Annotated in this window: 13 protein-coding genes and 1 pseudogene; 13 read left to right on the top strand and 1 reads right to left on the bottom strand. The window is 65.5% G+C overall.

Annotated features, from left to right (window positions below):
• Window positions 1–75 precede the first annotated feature (75 nt).
• The 12 genes and pseudogenes from AB0M45_RS05660 to mmsB all read left to right on the top strand — a co-directional run bounded on the left by AB0M45_RS05660 (window position 76) and on the right by mmsB (window position 17,277).
• Window positions 76–2,154 carry a serine protease gene (locus AB0M45_RS05660; protein ID WP_364323288.1) on the top strand — a complete coding sequence of 693 codons (2,079 nt, stop codon included), beginning with the start codon at window positions 76–78 and terminating at the stop codon, window positions 2,152–2,154.
• Between the two features lie 2 nt (window positions 2,155–2,156).
• Window positions 2,157–4,418, top strand: coding sequence for an ATP-binding protein (locus tag AB0M45_RS05655; protein WP_364323286.1), 2,262 nt, complete (start codon window positions 2,157–2,159; stop codon window positions 4,416–4,418).
• A 9-nt stretch (window positions 4,419–4,427) separates the two neighbouring features.
• Window positions 4,428–4,862, top strand: coding sequence for a hypothetical protein (locus AB0M45_RS05650; RefSeq protein WP_364323284.1), 435 nt, complete (start codon window positions 4,428–4,430; stop codon window positions 4,860–4,862).
• A 27-nt stretch (window positions 4,863–4,889) separates the two neighbouring features.
• The gene (locus tag AB0M45_RS05645; protein WP_364323282.1) at window positions 4,890–6,653 is read left to right on the top strand and encodes a M4 family metallopeptidase; all 1,764 of its coding nucleotides are present in this window, start codon (window positions 4,890–4,892) and stop codon (window positions 6,651–6,653) included.
• Between the two features lie 66 nt (window positions 6,654–6,719).
• Window positions 6,720–6,908, top strand: a pseudogene (locus tag AB0M45_RS05640) (ATP-dependent DNA ligase); the annotation flags it as partial.
• Window positions 6,909–7,019: 111 nt separating this feature from the next.
• Window positions 7,020–8,867, top strand: a complete 1,848-nt coding sequence (locus AB0M45_RS05635; RefSeq protein WP_364323280.1) for a LuxR C-terminal-related transcriptional regulator — start codon at window positions 7,020–7,022, stop codon at window positions 8,865–8,867.
• 574 nt (window positions 8,868–9,441) lie between these two features.
• The gene (gene araB, locus AB0M45_RS05630; RefSeq protein ID WP_364323278.1) at window positions 9,442–11,112 is read left to right on the top strand and encodes a ribulokinase; all 1,671 of its coding nucleotides are present in this window, start codon (window positions 9,442–9,444) and stop codon (window positions 11,110–11,112) included.
• Window positions 11,109–11,774, top strand: a complete 666-nt coding sequence (locus AB0M45_RS05625; RefSeq protein ID WP_364323276.1) for an L-ribulose-5-phosphate 4-epimerase — start codon at window positions 11,109–11,111, stop codon at window positions 11,772–11,774. The genes araB and AB0M45_RS05625 overlap by 4 nt, the downstream gene beginning before the upstream one ends.
• A 32-nt stretch (window positions 11,775–11,806) precedes the next feature.
• Window positions 11,807–13,201, top strand: a complete 1,395-nt coding sequence (locus tag AB0M45_RS05620; protein WP_364323274.1) for an L-fucose/L-arabinose isomerase family protein — start codon at window positions 11,807–11,809, stop codon at window positions 13,199–13,201.
• Between the two features lie 15 nt (window positions 13,202–13,216).
• Entirely contained in the window at window positions 13,217–14,311 is a 1,095-nt protein-coding gene (chvE, locus tag AB0M45_RS05615; RefSeq protein WP_364323273.1) for a multiple monosaccharide ABC transporter substrate-binding protein, read from the top strand.
• A 99-nt stretch (window positions 14,312–14,410) separates the two neighbouring features.
• The gene (gene mmsA, locus AB0M45_RS05610; RefSeq protein ID WP_364323272.1) at window positions 14,411–15,964 is read left to right on the top strand and encodes a multiple monosaccharide ABC transporter ATP-binding protein; all 1,554 of its coding nucleotides are present in this window, start codon (window positions 14,411–14,413) and stop codon (window positions 15,962–15,964) included.
• The gene (mmsB, locus tag AB0M45_RS05605; RefSeq protein WP_364323270.1) at window positions 15,961–17,277 is read left to right on the top strand and encodes a multiple monosaccharide ABC transporter permease; all 1,317 of its coding nucleotides are present in this window, start codon (window positions 15,961–15,963) and stop codon (window positions 17,275–17,277) included. Before mmsA ends, mmsB begins: the two co-directional genes overlap by 4 nt.
• A 7-nt stretch (window positions 17,278–17,284) precedes the next feature.
• Here the strand turns inward: mmsB and AB0M45_RS05600 are convergent, their stop codons facing one another.
• Window positions 17,285–18,280 (bottom strand): LacI family DNA-binding transcriptional regulator, encoded by a 996-nt coding sequence (locus AB0M45_RS05600; protein ID WP_364323268.1) that lies wholly within the window; start codon window positions 18,278–18,280, stop codon window positions 17,285–17,287.
• Window positions 18,281–18,592: 312 nt separating this feature from the next.
• Between AB0M45_RS05600 and AB0M45_RS05595 the strand changes: the two genes are divergently transcribed.
• Window positions 18,593–19,552, top strand: coding sequence for an ABC transporter substrate-binding protein (locus tag AB0M45_RS05595; RefSeq protein ID WP_364323266.1), 960 nt, complete (start codon window positions 18,593–18,595; stop codon window positions 19,550–19,552).
• Window positions 19,553–19,561: the final 9 nt, after the last annotated feature.

Below are 19,561 nucleotides of genomic sequence, written 5' to 3'. Positions count from 1 at the left end.
GGTGTGACGCGCACGAGGAAGACTCCGCCGGGAGCGAACGTGACAACACCAACTTCTGTTCGAGGCGGATGGACCATGAATTCTCGCGAAGAAATCCAGGCGGCGTTTTTGAAGCAGATCGAGGCCGCCGCAGGGCGTTACGCTGCGACCGAGACCAAGCGCGAGGACATCGAGCAGCTCCGCAAAATGAAGGACAGCCCGGTTGTCGACTCCCCGGAACAGATCAGCGCCCGCGCGCAGCGTCTGGCGGCCAGCGGCGAGATGCCCGTCGAGGCCATGATCGAAGTCGGCCGGACCGAGCCCGCCGACCGGATCACCACCCTCGAGCGGATCATCGGCGCCAGCAACGAACTCCAACCGGCCAACTTCCTGGCCCGTGGCGCTCGCACGGCGGCCACGGTCGGGCGGATCTCGCTGCTTCGCAACGGCCGGGAGATACCTATGGGCACCGGGTTTCTGGTCTCGCCCAGACTGCTGCTGACCAACAATCACGTCCTGCCCGACCAGGACACCGCCCGGCAGGTCGTGGTCGAATTCGGCGCCGAGACGACGATCGACAACGACCCTTGCCTTCCCCTGCGGTTCCGTCTCGATCCCGGCTTTTTCGTGACCGATGAACACTTGGACTTCACGCTCGTACCGGTCCGTTCCGGGACCGACGGCAAACCGCCCGGGGACGTGGTCGGCTGGTGGAACCGCCTGATCCTGCAACAGGGAAAGATCGTCATCGGTGAGGCGATGAACATCATCGGTCATCCGATGGGCCGGCTCAAGGAGATCGGGATCCGCAAGAACCAGCTCGACCTGCAGCTCGATCACTTCCTGCACTACTCGACCGACACCGAACCGGGAAATTCCGGCTCGCCGGTCTTCAACGACCAGTGGGAGGTCGTCGCGCTGCACCACTCCGGCGTGCCGCGCACCGACGAGCAAGGACGAATTCTGCGCCGCGACGGCACACTCTGGCACCAGGGCGACGGCGACGACGCGATTGCCTGGACAGCCAACGAAGGTGTGCGAATCAGTGCGATCCTCGAGCATTTGGCCGGACTACAGCACTCGGCACGCGACCAGGAGCTCCTCGCCGAACTCGGTCCCGACTGCGGGCTTTCCGCCGGACCATCGGCAATCAGCCCCCAAATCGCACCTACCGAGGACCACGCCGAGTTGGTGACGCGACCACCAACGCCACGTGAGAGCACCGGACTGCGCGGCGGCCTGACCGCCCGGGCAGGCGCCTTCGGCGGCACACGTCATCTGTTGTTCCTGCATGGCCGCAGCCAGCATGGTCGCGATCCCGAGCTGCTGCGCCGGGAGTGGACCGCCGGACTCAACAAAGGCCTCACCCTCGCCGGGCTCAGCCCGCTCGATCCCTCGGATGCGTACTTTCCCTACTACGGCGATCGTTTGGCGGCGCTACTGCAGCCCCTCGGGAGGGCCACCCTCGCGCCCGAAACCATGGCCGTCGACCACGCCTTGGCAATGGCTCCGACCGCACCGCCGGCTCGCCGGCTGTACGAGCAGATCTTGCAGAACGCGGCCGCGGATGCCGGCATGCCCGTCGACGTCGAAGAACCTGCACGTCCCATGGAAGTGGAGGGTTTCGGTTCGCTCGGCGCTGCGATCGTGAGCACCCTGCAGCGACAGCTCAGCTGGGTCGCTGCCCGCAGTGAGCTGGACGAACTCATCATCGCCCAAGTGTTCCGTGACGTCGCCACCTACCTCGCCGACGAGCAGATCCGCCGAGCGGTACTCGACTGTGTCCTCGAGACCGTCCCCGCTTCTGGGCGGCTGACCCTGGTCAGCCACAGCCTCGGCACCGTGGTCGCGATGGATCTGCTCACCCGGCTCCAGCCCCAGCTCGACGTCGCCGTATTCGTCACCCTCGGCAGCCCCCTGGGGTTGGACGCGGTCCATGACAAGCTCCTGGTTCGAGGGCCGCACCGGCCAGAACGCGTTGGCGACTGGCTCAATGCCTGGTCCGCGGTGGATCCGATCACCATCGGATGCCCACTACGCCATATCTGGAAGGGGCAGCTCCGGGAAATCCCCGTCGACAATCCCAAGGAACGGGCACACAGCATCGCCGAATACCTTGCCCATCCAGCTGTCGCGCAAGCCATTCACAACGGTGTCGTGTCACCGACGACGTGAACATGACGGGGGAGTCCGATTCCGTTTACCGCGTCCACGTCGGTGGGGCGGTAGCCGGTCAGGTCGTCGTGGGGAATCACAACGTTGTCATCAACGCGCAGAATTCCTCTGTCGTAGTCCGCGACGAACCGGCGCCCGTCGTGACGCGGCGGACGCGGCCGGTGAGCACGGCGCTGCCCAGAGTAGGTGCCGGTCTGCTCGGCAGGCGAATGGAATTGGCGCTGCTGATGCAGTGGCTCTCGGAAGGACTGCCGGTCGAGGTATGCGGCGGTCCCGGAGTCGGCAAATCTGCACTGCTACGGCGGTTCGCCGCCGATCGTGCGGCCGAAGGCCGCGACGTGGTGTTCCTGCACGCCGCCGGGTTGGCGGCGCCGGATGTGATCCAGGAGCTGTTCCAATCCTGTTATGACGCCCCGGGATACCTTCCCGACCTGCGACGGTTGCGCAGCCTGATGATGTCCATCCACGCGCTGGTCGTGGTCGACGATTTCGAGGGTTCCGTGGAGGAGTTCTCGACACTCGTCGACGTGCTGCCTGCGGGTGACCTCGTCGTGTCGACCAGCCGGCGAGTCGCCTGGGGGCGGGGTCGTTCGCTGGAGCTGCAGGGTTTGGACGAACAGGCGGCCCTGGCGCTGATGGCCCGCGAACTCGACCGCGGGTTGGACGAGAACGTGGCGGCGGCACTGCAGTTGTGCCGAGCGGCCAACGGCTATCCGCGCGGCTTACTGCAGGCCGCCGCATGGCTTCGGAGCGGCGGCGCGGCCACGATGCCGGCTGCCCCCGAAGTGCCACAGCGCGCTTTGGCAGGCGGCCTCGGAGAGCGGTCGCGTCGCGTTCTGACCGTGCTGTGTGCCGTGGCGGGGGCCCATCTGTCGCCAGCTCTGTGCCGGGCGATGACTCGCGATGCGGGAAGCCCCTCGGCGCTGGAAGAACTGGCTGGTCTGCATTTGGCCGAACGCTCCGGTGCGGGCTACCAGCTGGCCGTGGACCCCCGTACGGTGGCCGGCGAATGGGGGATCCCGCCGCCGAACGCCGCCGACTACCTCGACGCCCTGCTCGACTGGACGAACCGGGTGGCCGCACCGAGGGACATCGCGGATGCCGCACCGGTTATCGAACGTGTGCTGGAGGCCGCGGTCGCACATGGCCGGCCCGCGCCCGCGTGCACCCTGGCGCGCAAGGTCGCGCCGGTGCTCGGCTTGACCCTGCTGTGGGGTGCGTGGGGGACGGTCCTGAAACTCGGTCGAGATGCCGCCCTGGCCAGCGGATCCGCCGCTGACCTGGCCTACTTCGAACACGAGGACAGGGTTCGCCGTCAGGCACTGGCGGCGGCGGCCGGTGCGGTCGTGGTCTCCGGGGCGGCCGGGAAGTTGCCCGGCGTCCATCTCGCTTCCACCCACACGGAACGTAAATCCGTTCCGGCCATGATGTCTTCCCATCCGGTCGCGACCGGATGGGTCGTCGCGCTGGTCGTGGCGGCCGCCGTTGCGGGGTTCATGCTCGCCAACGGCCGGCCGGCGGAGGTCGAATCGGAGGCTTACATCACCAGGCTCCCTCCACCGCCGACGGATACCGGCGGAGAGCTGCCCGGGGCGTCCGTACCCGCGTCGGGCGGGTCGCGTCCGCTGCCGCCGCCCGGTGGTGATTCCTGTACGCGGTATGCGGACAGCGTCGACTTCGGTGCGGTCGCCGTCGGCACCGCCACCGATCGGGATGTCTCGTTCCCATCGCTGGACTGTGACGACGAGTCAGCGGCTTTCCTGGAGGCCGACTCCACATTCGCCGCGAAGCGAGCCAGTTGCCCACCGTCAGGCGGTTCCGGGACCTGTGTGTTCCGAGTGACTTTCAGCCCGCGGGCGCCTGGCTCGTACACCGCGACATTGATCGTTCCGGACGACAACGGCGGGCGAGCGGTGACCATCGCCCTCACCGGCCACACGCCGGGGCCGGGTACCAGCGCGAATTCGGTATCACCGACACCATCGTCGCCGGGTTCGCCGTCGCCGAAGGTGAGCGCGGTATCGCCGTCGCCGAAGGTGAGCGCGGTATCGCCGTCACCGACTGTGCCGCAGCCGCCGCCGACTGTGCCGCAGCCGCCGCCGACTGTGCCGCAGCCGCCGCCGACTGTGCCGCAGCCGCCGCCGACCGTGCCGCAGCCGCCGCCGACCGTGCCGCAGCCGCCGCCGACCGTGCCCCAGCCGCCGCCGACCGTGCCCCAGCCACCGCCTTGGGACTGGCCGAACCCCGCCCCGAACCCAGATTGAGAAACTCCGATGACCGATACACCAGGGGATCGCTACAACATTCGCGTGGACGGCGGCGTTCCCGGGCAGTTCACCGTCGGCTCGGGCAACACGGTAAGCCGAACCGAGGCCGGACGAGACGCCATCCAGGTGACACCGGCCGACATGGACTCGCTCCGAAGCGAATTCGCCCGCCTGCGTACCCAACTGCCCCCGGACACCGCCGTCGCCGATCAGGCCCGCGAACGCCTCGACGAACTGGAGGAGGCGGTCACCGCGCCGGAGCCGGATCTGTCGACCATGGATTACGTCCGCAACTGGTTCATCCGGAACGTCCCCGAATTCGCCGGCGCCGTCACCGGATTGATCGTGCACCCGATCGTGGGGCGGCTGGTCGCAGCGGTCGGCGGCAGTCTCGCCGCTGAATTCCAGCGCCGCTTCGGATCCGGCGCCGCTTCCCGATGAGAAGAACGGACAGAAAGAGTACCGAGAATGTCAGCATCACTGGAATCTCTGCACTACCACGTCGCCGACGATCCGGTAACGGGACCCGACGTCTCCGCACGCTCACGCGAGTCGTTCCCGGCCGGTGCTGCCCCGCCGGAATTCGACGCGCCCGCAGTGCCTTTCACGAGTAACGAGGCGGCGGCTCGGTTCTACCTCGACCAAATCCTTCGTCGCGACAACCGGCCCGCACTGGAGTCACTGGTCGAACCCCAACGTGCCGAACGGGTGCCGAGCTTGATTCTGGAGAGCGAACAAGATCTGCGGCGCCTCGGAACTCGGCAGGTGCGTTTCGCGCAGACCGCCCGGAGCATCCCTGTCTTCGGCGCCGGCGCTGTGGTCGAACTCACCGAGTCCCGGGAACTGGTGAGCGTGAACGCACGGCTCGACGAGGTCTCCGGTGTGGACCCGGTCGAGTCGCTCAGCCGTTCCGAGGCACTGGAGCGGGTGGCGCGGTACACCGGAGTGGATATTTACCCCGAGGCGGGCGTGGGCGGCAGGCTCAATTTCTACAAGGACGAAGACACAGGATCATGGCACCTGGCCTGGTTCCTTCCCGAAATTCCTGCCGAACCTCCGAGGCCGGCGGCAGACGTGGACACGGATATCGAGGCAACCGAGGGCCACGGATTGGGGCGTCGGCCGATCCCACCGAGCTTCCATTACCTGGTCGACGCACACGACGGCGAGATCCTGTACTACTACAGTGCGGTCCCCACGGCACTGCCGCGCCCGACCCGGTGCAAGGGAACCGACGAGAACGGCGTGGAGCAGACTTTTCTCGGAAAGCTGGCCTCGCCCGCTGGAACGACTTGCCAGCTGGATGACCCCCTGCGAGCGGTAAGGACCTACGACCTCGAGTTCGCGGATCTCGACAGCGGTCCTCCTGTGCCGAATCTGCCTGTGCAGGCGGACAGCAGCGATTTCGGTACGGCGAACCGCGCCGCTGTCTCGGCTCATCTCAACGCATCCCGGGTTCAGGACTTCTACAAGGCCGTTCTGCAACGAGACGGCATCGATGACCAAGGTATGGACCTCGTGTCGTTGGTCAACGCCACTGCTTCGAGCATGGAGCGACCGCCCGGTCTGCTCAACGCCTTCTGGTGGAAGCGCAAGATGTGGTACGGACAGATCCAGCGGAATGGCCGACTGGTCAGCCTTTCCCGCTATCTCGACATCATCGGTCACGAACTCACCCATGGCGTGATCGAGTCGACGTCGAAACTGGTGTATGCGACGCAGTCGGGTGCGTTGAACGAGTCGTTCGCCGACATCGCCGGCATCATCATCAATAACTGGTACAACGCGCCCGACTCGGAAGACGTGGGAACGTGGAACTGGGAACTCGGTGCCGGTCTGCGCAACGATGGTCGCCCACTGCGCGATTTCGCGGACCCGGCTCGCACCGGACATCCCGGGCACATGGACCAATTCCGCGCGCTCAGCCCCGGTGAGCGTCCCGGTCCCGGGAACGATCAGGGATGGGTGCACCGCAACAGCAACATCCACAACAAGGCGGTGCACAACCTGCTCACCATGTCGAAGAATGGCGAACGGGTGTTCCGCGTGCAGGACGTGGCGGTGCTGACCTATCTGGCAATGGCCCGTTTGACGCCACGTGCGACGTTTGCCGAAGCGCTGCAGTCCATAGTGGATGTCGCCCGAACCTACTTCGGTGGCGACCCCGATCGGAAAGACAAAATCGACGCGATTCGCGAGGCGTACCGATTGGTAGGGATCTCCTCTCCCTGAAACCGTGCCCGGCGCCTGTTGGTCTGCCCGGTTGACCCGGGCGCCGCTGGCGGGCATGGTGGGCCGATGGGCAGCGAAGAGGTCCGTCACGGGGTGGCATTGACCAACCTCGATCAGCCGCTGTTCGATGGTGCCGAGGCGACCAAACGCGACCTGCTCGACTATCTCGAGGCCGTCGGGGAGCGCCTTGTGCGGGTGTTGCGCGACCGGCCGCTGTCGGTGGTGCGCGTGCGCCCTGGTCAGGACCCGTTCATGGATTAGAACTGCTCGCACTTGGTGGACGCCTGCGGCGCTCTCTGCAATCACCTGCTGAGATCCTGTGCCGAGCTGCGGATCCTGACCACCAGCCGCGAGTCCCTCGGGATCGTGGGCGAGCACGTGTACCCGGTCCTGCCGCTGTCGATGCCAACCCCGGACACGCCGGTCACCCCGGCGGCGCTGGCCGCCTACGACGCGCCGGCGCTGCTGGTGGAGCGAGCCCAGGCAGTACGCCCGGACTTCACGGTGACCGAACGTGATGTAGATCCAGTGGTGCGGGTGTGCCAGCGGCTGGACGGGATCCCGCTGGCCATCGAGCTGGCCACATCCCGGCTGCGATCGCTGTCGCTGCAGGCGATACTGGACCGGCTCGAGGACCGGTTCGCGCTGCTGACCGGCGGCGCCCGGGCCGCGGTACTGCGGCAGCGGACGCTGCGGGCGCTGATCGACTGGAGCCATGACCTGTGCACCCCGCCGGAACGGCTGCTGTGGGCGCGGCTGTCGGTGTTCGCCGGAGGATTCACCCTGCCCGCCGCCGAGGGCGTGTGCGCTGGTCCCGACCTGCCGGGCGAGCAGATTCTCGACCTGATCGACCCTCTTGTGGCGCGATCGATCCTGACGCTCGTCTCGACCGACGACCCGCCGCGGTACCGGATGCTGGAAACGATCCGCGAATACGGGTGGCGCCAGCTGATCGAGCGAGGCGAGACCGATTTCCTGCGCAAGCTGCACTTCGACCATTACCTCGCACTCGCCGAGCAGCTCGCCGGCCGATGGAACGGGCCCGGGCAGGCAGCCGGGCTGGCGCAGCTGCGCGCCGAGCACGGCAACCTCCAGGCGGCACTGGGCTGGGCAACGAGCGAACCGGCCACTTCCCGCGACGCGCTGGCCCTGGTCACGGCACTGCGCTATCACTGGGCCACCGATGGGTTCCTCGGTGACGGACGCCGGTGGATAGACCGAGCGCTGCGGATCGCCGACCCGAATTGCCCCGAGCGGATCCCGGCGCTGTGGGTGGCCGGATGGGTGATGCTGCTGCAAGGCGACCACGACGCCGCCGACCAGGCCCTCGACGAGTGCGCAACCCTCGCCGCCGTGGCAGACCACCGTGCCCTGGGCTGGGTGAGCAGCCTACGCGGCACATCGCTGTTTTTCCGCGGCCGCCTCGCGGAAGCCATCCCGGAATACGAGCGGGTTGTCGCGGATTTCCCGGAGGACGACAGCCTGGTCCAGCTGACACTGTTCCAGCTCGCGTTGGCGCAAGCGCTGACCGGTGATCGCCGGGCTGGCGCGACGGCCCGGCGGGGGATCGAGCTGGCCGACCGGCATGGCGAGCGATGGACCAAATCGTGCAACCTGTGGGCTCTCGGCTATCACCAGCACGCCCAAGGCGCGCATGAGCAGGCGGCCGCAACGGCGCGCACCGCGCTCGAGATGCAGAGCGAGTTCCACGACCCTGTGGTCACGGCACTGATCCTCGAGCTGCTGGCATGGATCGCCGCCGCTCGCGGCGACCACCGACACGCAGCGCGACTGCTCGGCGCGGCTGCCTCGGAGTTCCGGCGGAACGGTACCGCGATCACGGCCTTCGCACCGTACGGAGGGAAACATGCGGACTGCGAGCGCCTTCTCGCCGAATCGCTGCCCGTGGCGGTGCTGCGCGCGGAACGCGCCCGCGGCGAAGGGCTCGACCACGACCAGGCGATCGCCTACGCGCTCGACCGCCACCAGCCCGCGCCCGAACCCGCCAAGCCGGACGACACCGTGCTGACCGAACGCGAACAGCAAGTGGCCGGACTCGTCGCCCAAGGCCTCGGCAACCGTCAAATCGCCCAACGGCTCGTGGTATCGCCACGCACCGTCGACCGGCACGTCGGAAACATCCTCACCAAACTCGGCTTTTCCGGTCGAGCCCAGATCGCCGCCTGGACAACGCTCCCGGCCATGCGGCGATAGAACGCCCGCCACCCCGCGTGATCGAACAGGATGGCGCGAGCTTGACGGACCTGCTCGGCGGCGATTCACCGACGCGCGCGCGAGGCGTTGCCCGCAGACGCGGGTGGCGGCGAAGCCCTCATAAGTGCCCTGCGCGAGAAGATCCCACCCGGAGCAGCACGCGAAGTCAACCCGATCAGCATTACCAGAAGCCCACAACAGCCACACCCACACCTGACCACTCCGCATCCCCCAGACTCCTCTGGTCAATGGTCGACAAGCAAACCCTGTCCATAATCCAGGCCGCGGCGGCTGCGCCGTTATCTGCCGGACGCGGCGTGGCCGACGTGGCTGAACGGACCTGCCAGCACGCCCGTCGGATCTCGGGTGCTGCCGCCATGAGGTACGCGGCAGCACCTGGCGACTCCAGTCAACGCACGCCGCTGCGCCCGGCCGCCGGTGACATTTGCGCCGCCGCCTGGGCTGAGCTACGACGCAACGTGAGCGATCACAACTTACGAAACGGGTGAGTTCTTGACAACGGGCAAATGTTCACGCTAACAATGTTCGCGTTAACATTGTTAGGAGCGTCACAGTGGCGGACACGTATGTGGTGGGCGTCGACTTCGGCACGTTGTCCGGGCGGGCAGTCGTTGTCAGGGTGCGGGATGGGGCTGCGTTCGCCAGTGCGGTAAGCGAATACCGGCACGGGGTCATCGATCGAGTCCTGCCTGCGACGGGGGTTGAGCTTCCGCCGGACTGGGCGTTGCAGGATCCTGAGGACTATCTCGATGTGTTGCGGACGGCGGTGCCTGCGGCGCTGGTCGAATCCGGGGTCGACCCGGCCGATGTCATCGGGATCGCTACGGATTTCACAGCCTGTACGGTGCTGCCCACGCTTGCCGACGGGACGCCGCTGTGTCGGGTGGCGGAGTTCGCGAGGCGTCCGCATGCCTATCCGAAGCTGTGGAAACACCATGCGGCGCAGGCACAGGCGGATCGGATCAACACCCTTGCCCACGAACGGGCCGAACCGTGGATCAGCCGGTATGGCGGGAAGATCTCGGCGGAGTGGGAGTTCGCCAAGGCGCTGCAGATGTTGGAAGAGGATCCGGAGACCTACGCCCGGGCCGAGCGTTTCATCGAAGCGGCAGACTGGATCGTTTGGCAGCTGTGCGGCACGGAGACCCGCAACGTCTGTACGGCTGGTTACAAGGGAATTCACCAGGATGGAAGCTGGCCGAGCGGCGACTACCTTGCCGCGCTGAATCCGGACTTCGCCGACTTCGCCGTCGGCAAGCTGGTCCACCCGCTGTCACCGCTCGGCGGCCGTGCCGGAGGCCTGACCGAGCGGGCAGCGGGATGGACGGGACTGCGGCCCGGGATCGCGGTCGCGGTAGGCAATGTCGACGCGCACGTCACCGCGCCCGCCGCGCAGGCCGTTGGCAATGGGCAACTGCTCGCGGTGATGGGTACCTCCACCTGCCACGTCATGAACAGCGATCACCTGGCCGAGGTGCCGGGCATGTGCGGGGTGGTGAATGGCGGAATCGTCAGTGGCAGTTGGGGTTACGAGGCGGGGCAGAGTGGTGTCGGCGACATCTTCGGTTGGTTTGTCGACTCGTCGCTGCCGGGGCGCTATCACGCCGAGGCCGCCGCGCGCGGCTTGGATGCCCACGCCTATCTCAGTGACTTGGCGCAGCGGCAGCGGGTCGGCGAACACGGACTTGTCGCGCTGGACTGGCACAGTGGAAATCGCTCGGTGCTCGTCGACCACGATCTGTCCGGAATCCTGGTCGGCCTCACGCTCGCGACGAAACCCGAGGACATCTATCGCGCATTGCTGGAGGCCACCGCCTTCGGCACACGCATCATCATCGAAGCCTTCAATGCCGCAGGCGTTCCCGTTCGCGAACTGGTGATCGCCGGTGGCCTGTTGAAGAACTCGTTGCTGATGCAGATCTATGCCGATGTGACGCGGTTACCGCTGTCGATCATCGGTTCGGATCAGGGCCCGGCGCTCGGCTCGGCCATCCATGCCGCTGTCGCTGCCGGGTCCTACCCGGATGTCCGTGCTGCCGCCAAGGCGATGGGCCGGGTGCACCGGAACGCCTACCTCCCCGATCCTGATCGCGCGGCCGCCTACGACGCGATCTACGCCGAATACCAAGCCCTACACGACCATTTCGGCCGCGGCGGCACCGAGGTGTTGCACCAGCTGCGGCGCATCCGTAACGACGCACGAAGGGAAGTCGCCACCGCATGAGTGAGCGAACCGCCATTACCGGGCTGCGCAAGCAGCTGGTCGATCTGCATCGAGAACTACTGCGCTGGGGTCTGGTGGTGTGGACCGCGGGCAATGTATCCGCCCGCGTCCCGGGCGAGCAATTGCTGGTCATCAAGCCGAGCGGGGTGTCCTATGACGAACTCACCCCGGACTCGATGGTGGTCTGCGATTTCGACGGCAAGCTGGTCGAGGGCGATCTGTCACCGTCCAGCGACACCGCCGCGCACGCCTATATCTACCGGTCCATGCCCGAGGTGGGCGGTGTGGTACACACCCATTCGACCTACGCGAGCGCGTGGGCCGCACGCGCGGAACCGATTCCGTGTGCGCTGACCGCGATGGCCGATGAGTTCGGCGGCGAGATCCCGGTCGGCCCCTTCGCGCTCATCGGCAACGACGATATCGGCCGGGGTGTGGTCGCGACGCTTACTGGGCACCGCTCGCCCGCCGTCCTGATGCGCAATCACGGCGTCTTCGCGGTCGGACGCGACGCCCGCGCCGCGGTCAAGGCGGCCGTCATGTGCGAGGACGTGGCTCGCACCGTGCATATCGCGCGCCAGCTCGGTGAAGCGATCCCCATCGCGCAGGCCGATGTGGACAGCCTGCACGACCGCTACCAGAACGTATACGGCCAGCACTGAATTCCGGTCGCCGACAAAGGAGTACGTCCTCGATGAACCCGAAACCACACATCGGCCTACTTGGCATCATGCAGGGCCTCTACGACGACATGATCCCGGGTATCGCCGAGCGACAGGACCGCTACGCCCACGACATCGCCGAACAACTGGCCGATCTCGCCGACTGGACCGTCGGGCGCCCGGTCAAGGACCGGCACGACGCCGAGGCGGTAATGCGCGAATTCGTCAATGCCGATCTCGACGGTGTCATGGTCGTGATGCTCACCTACGGTCCGGCGATGCGAGTGGCCCGGTTGTTCAATGAGAATCGACTTCCCGTGCTACTGGCCAATATTCAGCCCGAGCCGACCGTCACCCCCGCCTGGGATATGGCGGATATGACCTACAACCAGGGCATCCACGGCGCTCAGGACACCGCGAACGCTATGGTCCGCGCCGACCGTCCGTTCACGGTCGTCACCGACGATTGGCGCAGCCCGGAATTCGCTGTGCGCGTCGATCGTTGGGCTCGCGCCGCACGCGCGGTCACCGCATGGAGGTCGCTGAAGGTCGGCGTATTCGGCTATGCGATGAACGATATGGGCGATATCCGCGTCGACGAGAACGCGCTCTTGCGGGCCCTCGGTCCGGAGATCAGCTTCGTCGCACCCGGCGACCTCTACCGCGGCAGCCAGGCGGTGACCGATGACGAAGTAGCGGCGCTGATGGCCTGGGAGGACCGGGAATTCGCGATCGATCCGGCACTGACCGGCGCGGAACGCGAAGACCACGCCCGGATGCAGATCGCCATCGAACGCATTCTCATCGACCGCGGCTACGGTGCGTACTCGACGCATTTCGATGCGATCGGCGAGGACGGCCGGTTCCAGCGACTGCCGCTCGCCGCGGCATCGAGTCTGATGGCAAAGGGCTACGGCTATGGCGCCGAGGGTGACGCGCTGGCCGCCGCCATGGTCTACGCGGGACATCAGTTGATCGGCGACGGCCATTTCACCGAAATGTATGCGATGGACTTCCCCTCCGACTCGATCCTGATGAGTCATATGGGCGAGGGGAATTGGCGCATCGCACGCACCGATGAGCCGGTCCGGCTGATCCGTCGCGAGCTCGGCATCGGCAAGCTCGACGAACCGCCGACCTTCCTGTTCCGCTACCAGCCGGGGCCCGCGACGCTGGCCTGTCTGGTCTCGCTCGGCGGCGAAAAATTTCGCATGGTGGTGGCCGAGGGCGACGTGCTCGACAGCCAGCAACTGCCCGCACTGGAGATGCCATACGGCCAGTTCCGCCCCGCGAGCGGGGTACGTGCATGCATGGACGGCTGGCTCACCGCGGGTGGGCCGCACCACCAGGTCATGAATATCGGCCACCGCGCCGCCGACTGGCAGGTCTTCTGTCAGCTCGCGGGTATCGAGTTCGTTCAGGTCTAGTCAAGGAGTTGTGCCATGCCCACCATCAACCGACGCGGACTCTTCGCCGGCGCCGCCGGTGTCGCCGCGCTGTTGGCCGCGGTCGCGTGTTCCGTTGAGGACAGCGGGAATTCGTCCGTAGCCCGCGGCATGATCGGCATCGCGATGCCGACGAAATCCTCCGAACGCTGGGTCGCCGACGGCAACAATATCGTCAAGCAGTTCAAAGACCTCGGCTACGACACCGATCTGCAATACGCCGAGGACGTCATCGAGACGCAGGTTTCGCAGATAGAGAACATGATCACTCGGGGCGTCAAGGCCTTGGTGATCGCGGCGATCGACAACAAATCGCTCACCGGCGTGCTGCAGCAGGCCAAAACGAACAAGATCGCGGTGATCGCCTACGACCGACTCATCCGCGACACCACGAATGTCGACTATTACGCCACCTTCGACAACTTCAAAGTCGGTGTGCTGGAAGCGAATTACGTCGTGGATCGACTCGGTCTGCGCGATGGCAAGGGCCCGTTCTCGATCGAACTGTTCGCCGGTTCCCCCGATGACAACAACACCTACTACTTCTTCAACGGCGCCATGTCGGTGATCCGGCCCTATCTCGACTCCGGCAAGCTGGTGGTCCGCTCGGGGCAGATCGCCATCGATCAGGTGACCACCCTGCGCTGGGACGGGGCCACCGCCCAGTCCCGGATGGAGAACCTGCTCAGCGCAAACTACTCCACCGCGAATATCGATGCCGTACTGTCCCCCTACGACGGCCTCAGCATCGGCATCGTCTCGGCCCTCAAGGCGGTCGGTTACGGCAGGGGCGATAAGAAGATGCCGGTGGTCACCGGTCAGGATGCCGAGAAGGCGTCGGTGAAGTCGATCATCGCGGGCGAGCAGACCATGACCGTGTTCAAGGACACCCGCGACCTCGCCAAACGCGCCGTGCAGATGGTCAATGCGATCTTGACCAGCGGCACGCCGGAAACCAATGACACCACCTCCTACGACAACGGCGCCAAGAAGGTTCCGTCGTATCTGCTGCAGCCGGTATCGGTCGATAAGGACAACTACCGGAAGGAGCTCATCGACTCCGGATACTACTCCGAGCGCGACTTCGCCTGACGACCAGGAAACGGCTGCCCGGATGGCCGACTCAGGGCCCGAAGGAGGCGGCCTGCGTGACCACGGAGGGGCCCTCGGGCATGCAGAAAAGGACACAGCATGACCAAGCACATTCTCGAAATGCGCGGGATCACCATGGAATTTCCGGGTGTGAAGGCGCTCGACGCGGTGGATTTCGCGGTGGCCGACGGCGAAATCCACGCTCTGGTCGGCGAGAACGGCGCGGGCAAATCCACGCTCATGAAGGTGCTCAGCGGCGTCTACCCGCACGGCTCGTACACCGGGCAGATCTGCATGGACGGTACCGATGTGGCGTTCAAGGATATTCGCGGTAGCGAGGCGGCGGGTATCGCGATCATCCACCAGGAATTGGCGCTGGTGCCGCAGCTTTCGATCGCGGAGAACATCTTTCTCGGCAATGAACGGCTACGCAGCTGGACCGTAGACTGGCACGAGACCAACCGGCAGGCGATGCTGCTGATGCGGCAGGTCGGTCTCGTCGAGGATCCCGAAACCCTGGTCGCCGCTTTGGGTGTCGGCAAGCAGCAACTCGTGGAGATCGCCAAGGCCCTGTCCAAACAGGTGCGGTTACTCATCCTCGACGAACCGACCGCTGCGCTCAACGAGACCGACAGCGCGAGCTTGCTCGCCCTGCTGCGACAACTGCGCGGACAGGGGATCACCTCGATCCTTATCTCGCACAAGCTCAATGAGGTTTTGGCAGTTGCCGATTCGATTACCGTGCTGCGCGACGGCCGGACCATCGAGACCCTGGATGCGGCGGCCGAGGAGGTCACCGAGGATCGCATTATCAAGGGGATGGTCGGGCGCGATCTCGATCACCGGTTCCCGCCGCGGGCGGATCCGCAGATCGGTGAGGTGTTCTTCGAGATCGCCGATTGGAATGTCGATCACCCGACCATTGCCGATCGCCGCATTGTCCGGGACGCGGCTCTGAATGTGCGGCGCGGTGAGATCGTCGGCATCGCCGGATTGATGGGCGCCGGGCGCACGGAATTGGCGATGAGTGTTTTCGGCCGATCCTACGGTCGCAATATTCGCGGCACGATCCGCAAAGATGGTTCGGTACTGAACGTTTCGTCGGTACATGACGCTATCGGCGCCGGGATAGCCTATGTCTCGGAGGACCGCAAGCAATACGGATTGATCCTCGATGAGGACATCCGGCGCAATATGACTCTCGCCAATCTTCCCGCGGTCTCCCGGCACACCGTCATCGACACCCATCGCGAGATCGTCGAAGCCGAGCGCCTGCGCACCCGGCTGACGGTGAAGACGCCGACGGTGTTCCAGAAGGTGGGTAACCTCTCCGGCGGGAATCAACAAAAAGTCGTACTCGGCAAATGGATCTTCACCGAACCCGATCTGCTGATCCTCGACGAGCCGACCCGCGGCATCGATGTCGGCGCTAAATACGAGATCTATCTGATCGTTCAGCAGCTCGCCGCCGCCGGAAAAGGCGTGCTGATCATCTCCTCGGAACTGCCGGAACTACTCGGCCTGTGTGACCGCGTCTACGCGATGAGCCAGGGCCGCATCACCGGTGAACTACCGAAACACGAAGCCACACAGGAGGCTGTCATGAAACTGATGACGCGCGGCAACGCCACGGTCGAGGCGGTACCCGAATGACGTTGCTGGACAAACTGAAAGACGACGACTCCACCGATGTTATCGCGAAGGCCGTCGAGCAGAAACAGATCGGAGCACTCGCGGCCCTGCGCGGCACCCTACGCGGCAATGTGCGCCAATACGGCATGATCGTGGCGCTCGTGGTTATCACGCTGCTGTTCCAAATTCTCACCACGGCGAAACTTTCCGACGGTGTCAGCCTATTGACGCCGCTCAATGTCACGAATGTCATTCTGCAGAACGGCTACATCCTGGTGCTGGCCATCGGGATGATGCTGGTGATCATCAACGGGCACATCGACCTATCGGTCGGATCACTGTGCGCGCTGGTCGGCGCGGTGACCGGTATCGCCATCGTGCAGTGGCACTGGCCGTGGCCACTGGTCGTGCTGGCGGCCGTCGCGATGGGCGCGGCCATCGGTGCGTGGCAAGGATATTGGATCGCCTACGTCAAGATTCCGGCGTTCATCGTCACCCTGGGCGGCATGCTGCTGTTCCGTGGTCTGGCGCAGTTGGTGCTCGAAGGCCAGTCGATCGGCCCGTTCCCACAGGGCTTCGTGAATATCGCGGGCGGGTATCTGCCGAATTGGCTACCGCTGCATGCGGTCCAGTTCGCCGGGTTCAACGGAATCGCCATCCGGCTGCGCGTGGGCGAGCTGAACGGTTTGACCTTGCTTATCGGCGTGCTCGCGGTGGCAGCCCTGGTGTGGTCGCAACGGCGGGTGCGCCAGCGCCGTCACTCCTACGGCCTGCCTGCCGGACCGCGGTCGCTGTTCATCGCGAAGTTGGCGGCGCTCGGCGCTGTCATCCTGGCCTTCAGCTTCGTATTGGCGTCCTACAACGGGATTCCGATTATCGGCGTTATCCTGATCGTGTTGATCGTGCTGTATTCGTTCGTCATGAGCCGCTCGGTGATCGGACGCCGGATCTACGCCGTCGGCGGCAATGAGAAGGCCGCACAGCTGTCCGGGGTGAACACCAAGGCCAATACATTCTGGGTTTTCGTGAATATGGGTGTGCTCGCCGCACTTGCCGGCGTCATCTTCGCGGCCAGGCTCGGCGCGGCGACTCCGAAGGCGGGCCAAAACTTTGAACTCGACGCCATCGCCGCGGCTTTCGTCGGTGGCGCATCGGCCAGCGGCGGTATCGGCACGGTCGTCGGCGCGATCGTCGGGGCACTGGTGATGGGCGTGATGAACAACGGCATGTCGATGCTCGGCGTCGGCAGCGACTGGCAATTGGTCATCAAGGGCCTGGTGCTGCTGGCCGCGGTAGCATTCGACGTCTACAACAAGAAGCGCGCGGCGGCCTGAGCCGGCATCACCGCTGGGCCGGTGCCGCCGTGCTGTCGCGGGTAACCAGCGTCGGCACCACCGAAGGCGACGCCGGTCCGGCGGTGGTGCCGTCGAATTCCAAGAGCCGCAACAACATCTGCATACTGCGACGGCCCACCTCGTCGAAGTCCTGTCGGATGGTTGTCAGCGGCGGCGAAAGGTAGGCGGCCTCCGGGATATCATCGAAACCGACCACCGAGATGTCGGCGGGCACCCGGATGCCGCGTTCGGCGAAAGCGCGCAGCATGCCGAGCGCCATTTGGTCATTGGCCGCGAATACCGCGGTCACATCGGGCTGTGCGGCGAGCAGCAGGCCCGCTTCGTAGCCGGAGCGCGCACTCCAATCCCCGCCGATCACCGGGGGAATCGGTGCGCCCGCGGCCTCCAGCGTGCGTCGCCAACCCTCGATCCGGTCGCGTGCCTCCAGCCAGTCGCTGGGTCCGGCGACCTGCCAGACTGTGCGGTGACCGAGGTCGAGCAGATGCTGCACCGCCAGCCGTGCACCCTCGACCTGATCGACCGAAATCGACGGCAAGCCACTGTCCTGCCCGGCCTCGACCGCGACGGCCAGCAGACGTTCGGGCAGATTGTGCAGTGCCGCGGCGGCAGCCATCTGCGGGGCGATGACAATGATCCCGTCCACACCCTGATCGGCCAGACTGTTCGCGGCCGCAAGCACACTGGAGCGGTCCACCGTATCCAGCGCGAATATGCAGATGCCGTAACCCGCTGTGCGAGCGGCATGTTCGATACCGAGCAAAGTGCACGCCGGACCGTACAGGATGGTGTCGAAACTGACCACGCCGAGCATATTCGAGCGTCTGCTGACCAGCCCCCTGGCCATGGCGTTGGGGCGGTAGCCGAGTTGTTCGACGGCGCGCAATACCCGCTCGCGGGTCTCCGGGCGCACGTTCGCGCTGCCGTTGAGCACCCGCGACACCGTCTGGTGGGAGACTCCGGCGAGTTTGGCGACATCGGTCATGACCGCCGGCCGCGCCCCCGTCGGCCGAACCGCGGTAGAGGTATCCCCGGCGGCAAATCCGTCCCTATCCCTCACATGCCACCTTCCAAGCGTCGCGCCGAATAGTCGTCCCGGTTACACCAGGTTAACGCTCACACGCCGATGACCGCAGCACGACCCGAACTGCGGCGCCGACCTCGGCAACCGGCATCCGGTCGTCGCCACCAGATTACGGCCGTCAGAGCTCTTGACTAGAAGAATGTGAGCGCTAACACTAACAGGACTACCGCACCTCGGTGCAAGACGTTTCACAATCCAAGGGAGAGCCTGATCGTGTGGAAGAGGCTTCTGATCACCGCCAGCGCACTTGTCTTCACCGCAGCAACAGCCGTCGGCTGCGGCAGTTCGGGAAGCGACCAGACCGTACTCGGGTTCTCCCAGGTAGGCGCGGAAAGCGGTTGGCGCACCGCGAATACGAAATCCATCCAGGACGCCGCGTCCGCAGTCGGCATCCAGCTGAAATTCGCTGATGCCCAGCAGAAACAGGAAAACCAGATCAAGGCGATCCGCACCTTCATCCAGCAACGCGTGGACGTCATTGCCTTCTCGCCCGTCGTCGCATCCGGATGGGACACCGTCCTCAAGGAGGCCAAGGACGCCAAGATTCCGGTGATCCTCACCGACCGCGCGGTCGACTCGGCCGACACCTCGCTGTATGTGACCTTCCTCGGCTCGGATTTCGTCGAAGAGGGCCGCAGGGCGGCGAATTGGCTCGTCGACGCGACCAAGAACTCGAACGACACCGTGAATATCGCGGAACTGCAGGGCACCACCGGATCCGCGCCCGCGACCGATCGGAAGAAGGGCTTCCAGGAGGTCATCGGCGCCGATCCGAAGTTCAAGATCATCGCATCGCAGACCGCTGAGTTCACCCGCGCGAAGGGTAAAGAGGTCATGCAGGCGTTCCTGGCCGCGCACCGGGATATCAACGTGTTGTACGCGCATAACGACGATATGGCGCTCGGTGCGATCCAGGCGATCGAGGAGGCCGGGCTGAAGCCGGGTAAGGACATCAAGATCATCTCGATCGACGGAACCCGAGATGCTTTCCAGGCCATGGCCGACGGCAAGATCAATGTGGTCGTCGAATGCAATCCGCTGCTCGGCCCGAAGCTGATGGAGATCACCAAGGAGGTCGTGGCGGGTCACCCCACGCCCAAGCGGATCGTCACCGACGAAGGCGTCTACACTCAGGACCAAGCCGCAGCCGCGCTGCCCACCCGGACGTACTGAGCCGGAGCG

This window comes from Nocardia sp. NPDC051787, from assembly GCF_040681325.1.
GTDB lineage: Bacteria > Actinomycetota > Actinomycetes > Mycobacteriales > Mycobacteriaceae > Nocardia.
Note: the sequence above shows the minus strand (reverse complement) of the source record. Positions and strands in the feature narration are given on the sequence as shown.

Coding starts and splice junctions, on each gene's coding strand:
- mmsA (WP_364323272.1), top strand. CDS start 14,411: ATGACCAAGCACATTCTCGAAATGCGCGGGATCACCATGGAATTTCCG.
- AB0M45_RS05645 (WP_364323282.1), top strand. CDS start 4,890: ATGTCAGCATCACTGGAATCTCTGCACTACCACGTCGCCGACGATCCG.
- AB0M45_RS05650 (WP_364323284.1), top strand. CDS start 4,428: ATGACCGATACACCAGGGGATCGCTACAACATTCGCGTGGACGGCGGC.
- AB0M45_RS05625 (WP_364323276.1), top strand. CDS start 11,109: ATGAGTGAGCGAACCGCCATTACCGGGCTGCGCAAGCAGCTGGTCGAT.
- AB0M45_RS05600 (WP_364323268.1), bottom strand. CDS start 18,280: ATGACCGATGTCGCCAAACTCGCCGGAGTCTCCCACCAGACGGTGTCG.
- mmsB (WP_364323270.1), top strand. CDS start 15,961: ATGACGTTGCTGGACAAACTGAAAGACGACGACTCCACCGATGTTATC.
- AB0M45_RS05620 (WP_364323274.1), top strand. CDS start 11,807: ATGAACCCGAAACCACACATCGGCCTACTTGGCATCATGCAGGGCCTC.
- AB0M45_RS05660 (WP_364323288.1), top strand. CDS start 76: ATGAATTCTCGCGAAGAAATCCAGGCGGCGTTTTTGAAGCAGATCGAG.
- chvE (WP_364323273.1), top strand. CDS start 13,217: ATGCCCACCATCAACCGACGCGGACTCTTCGCCGGCGCCGCCGGTGTC.
- AB0M45_RS05655 (WP_364323286.1), top strand. CDS start 2,157: ATGACGGGGGAGTCCGATTCCGTTTACCGCGTCCACGTCGGTGGGGCG.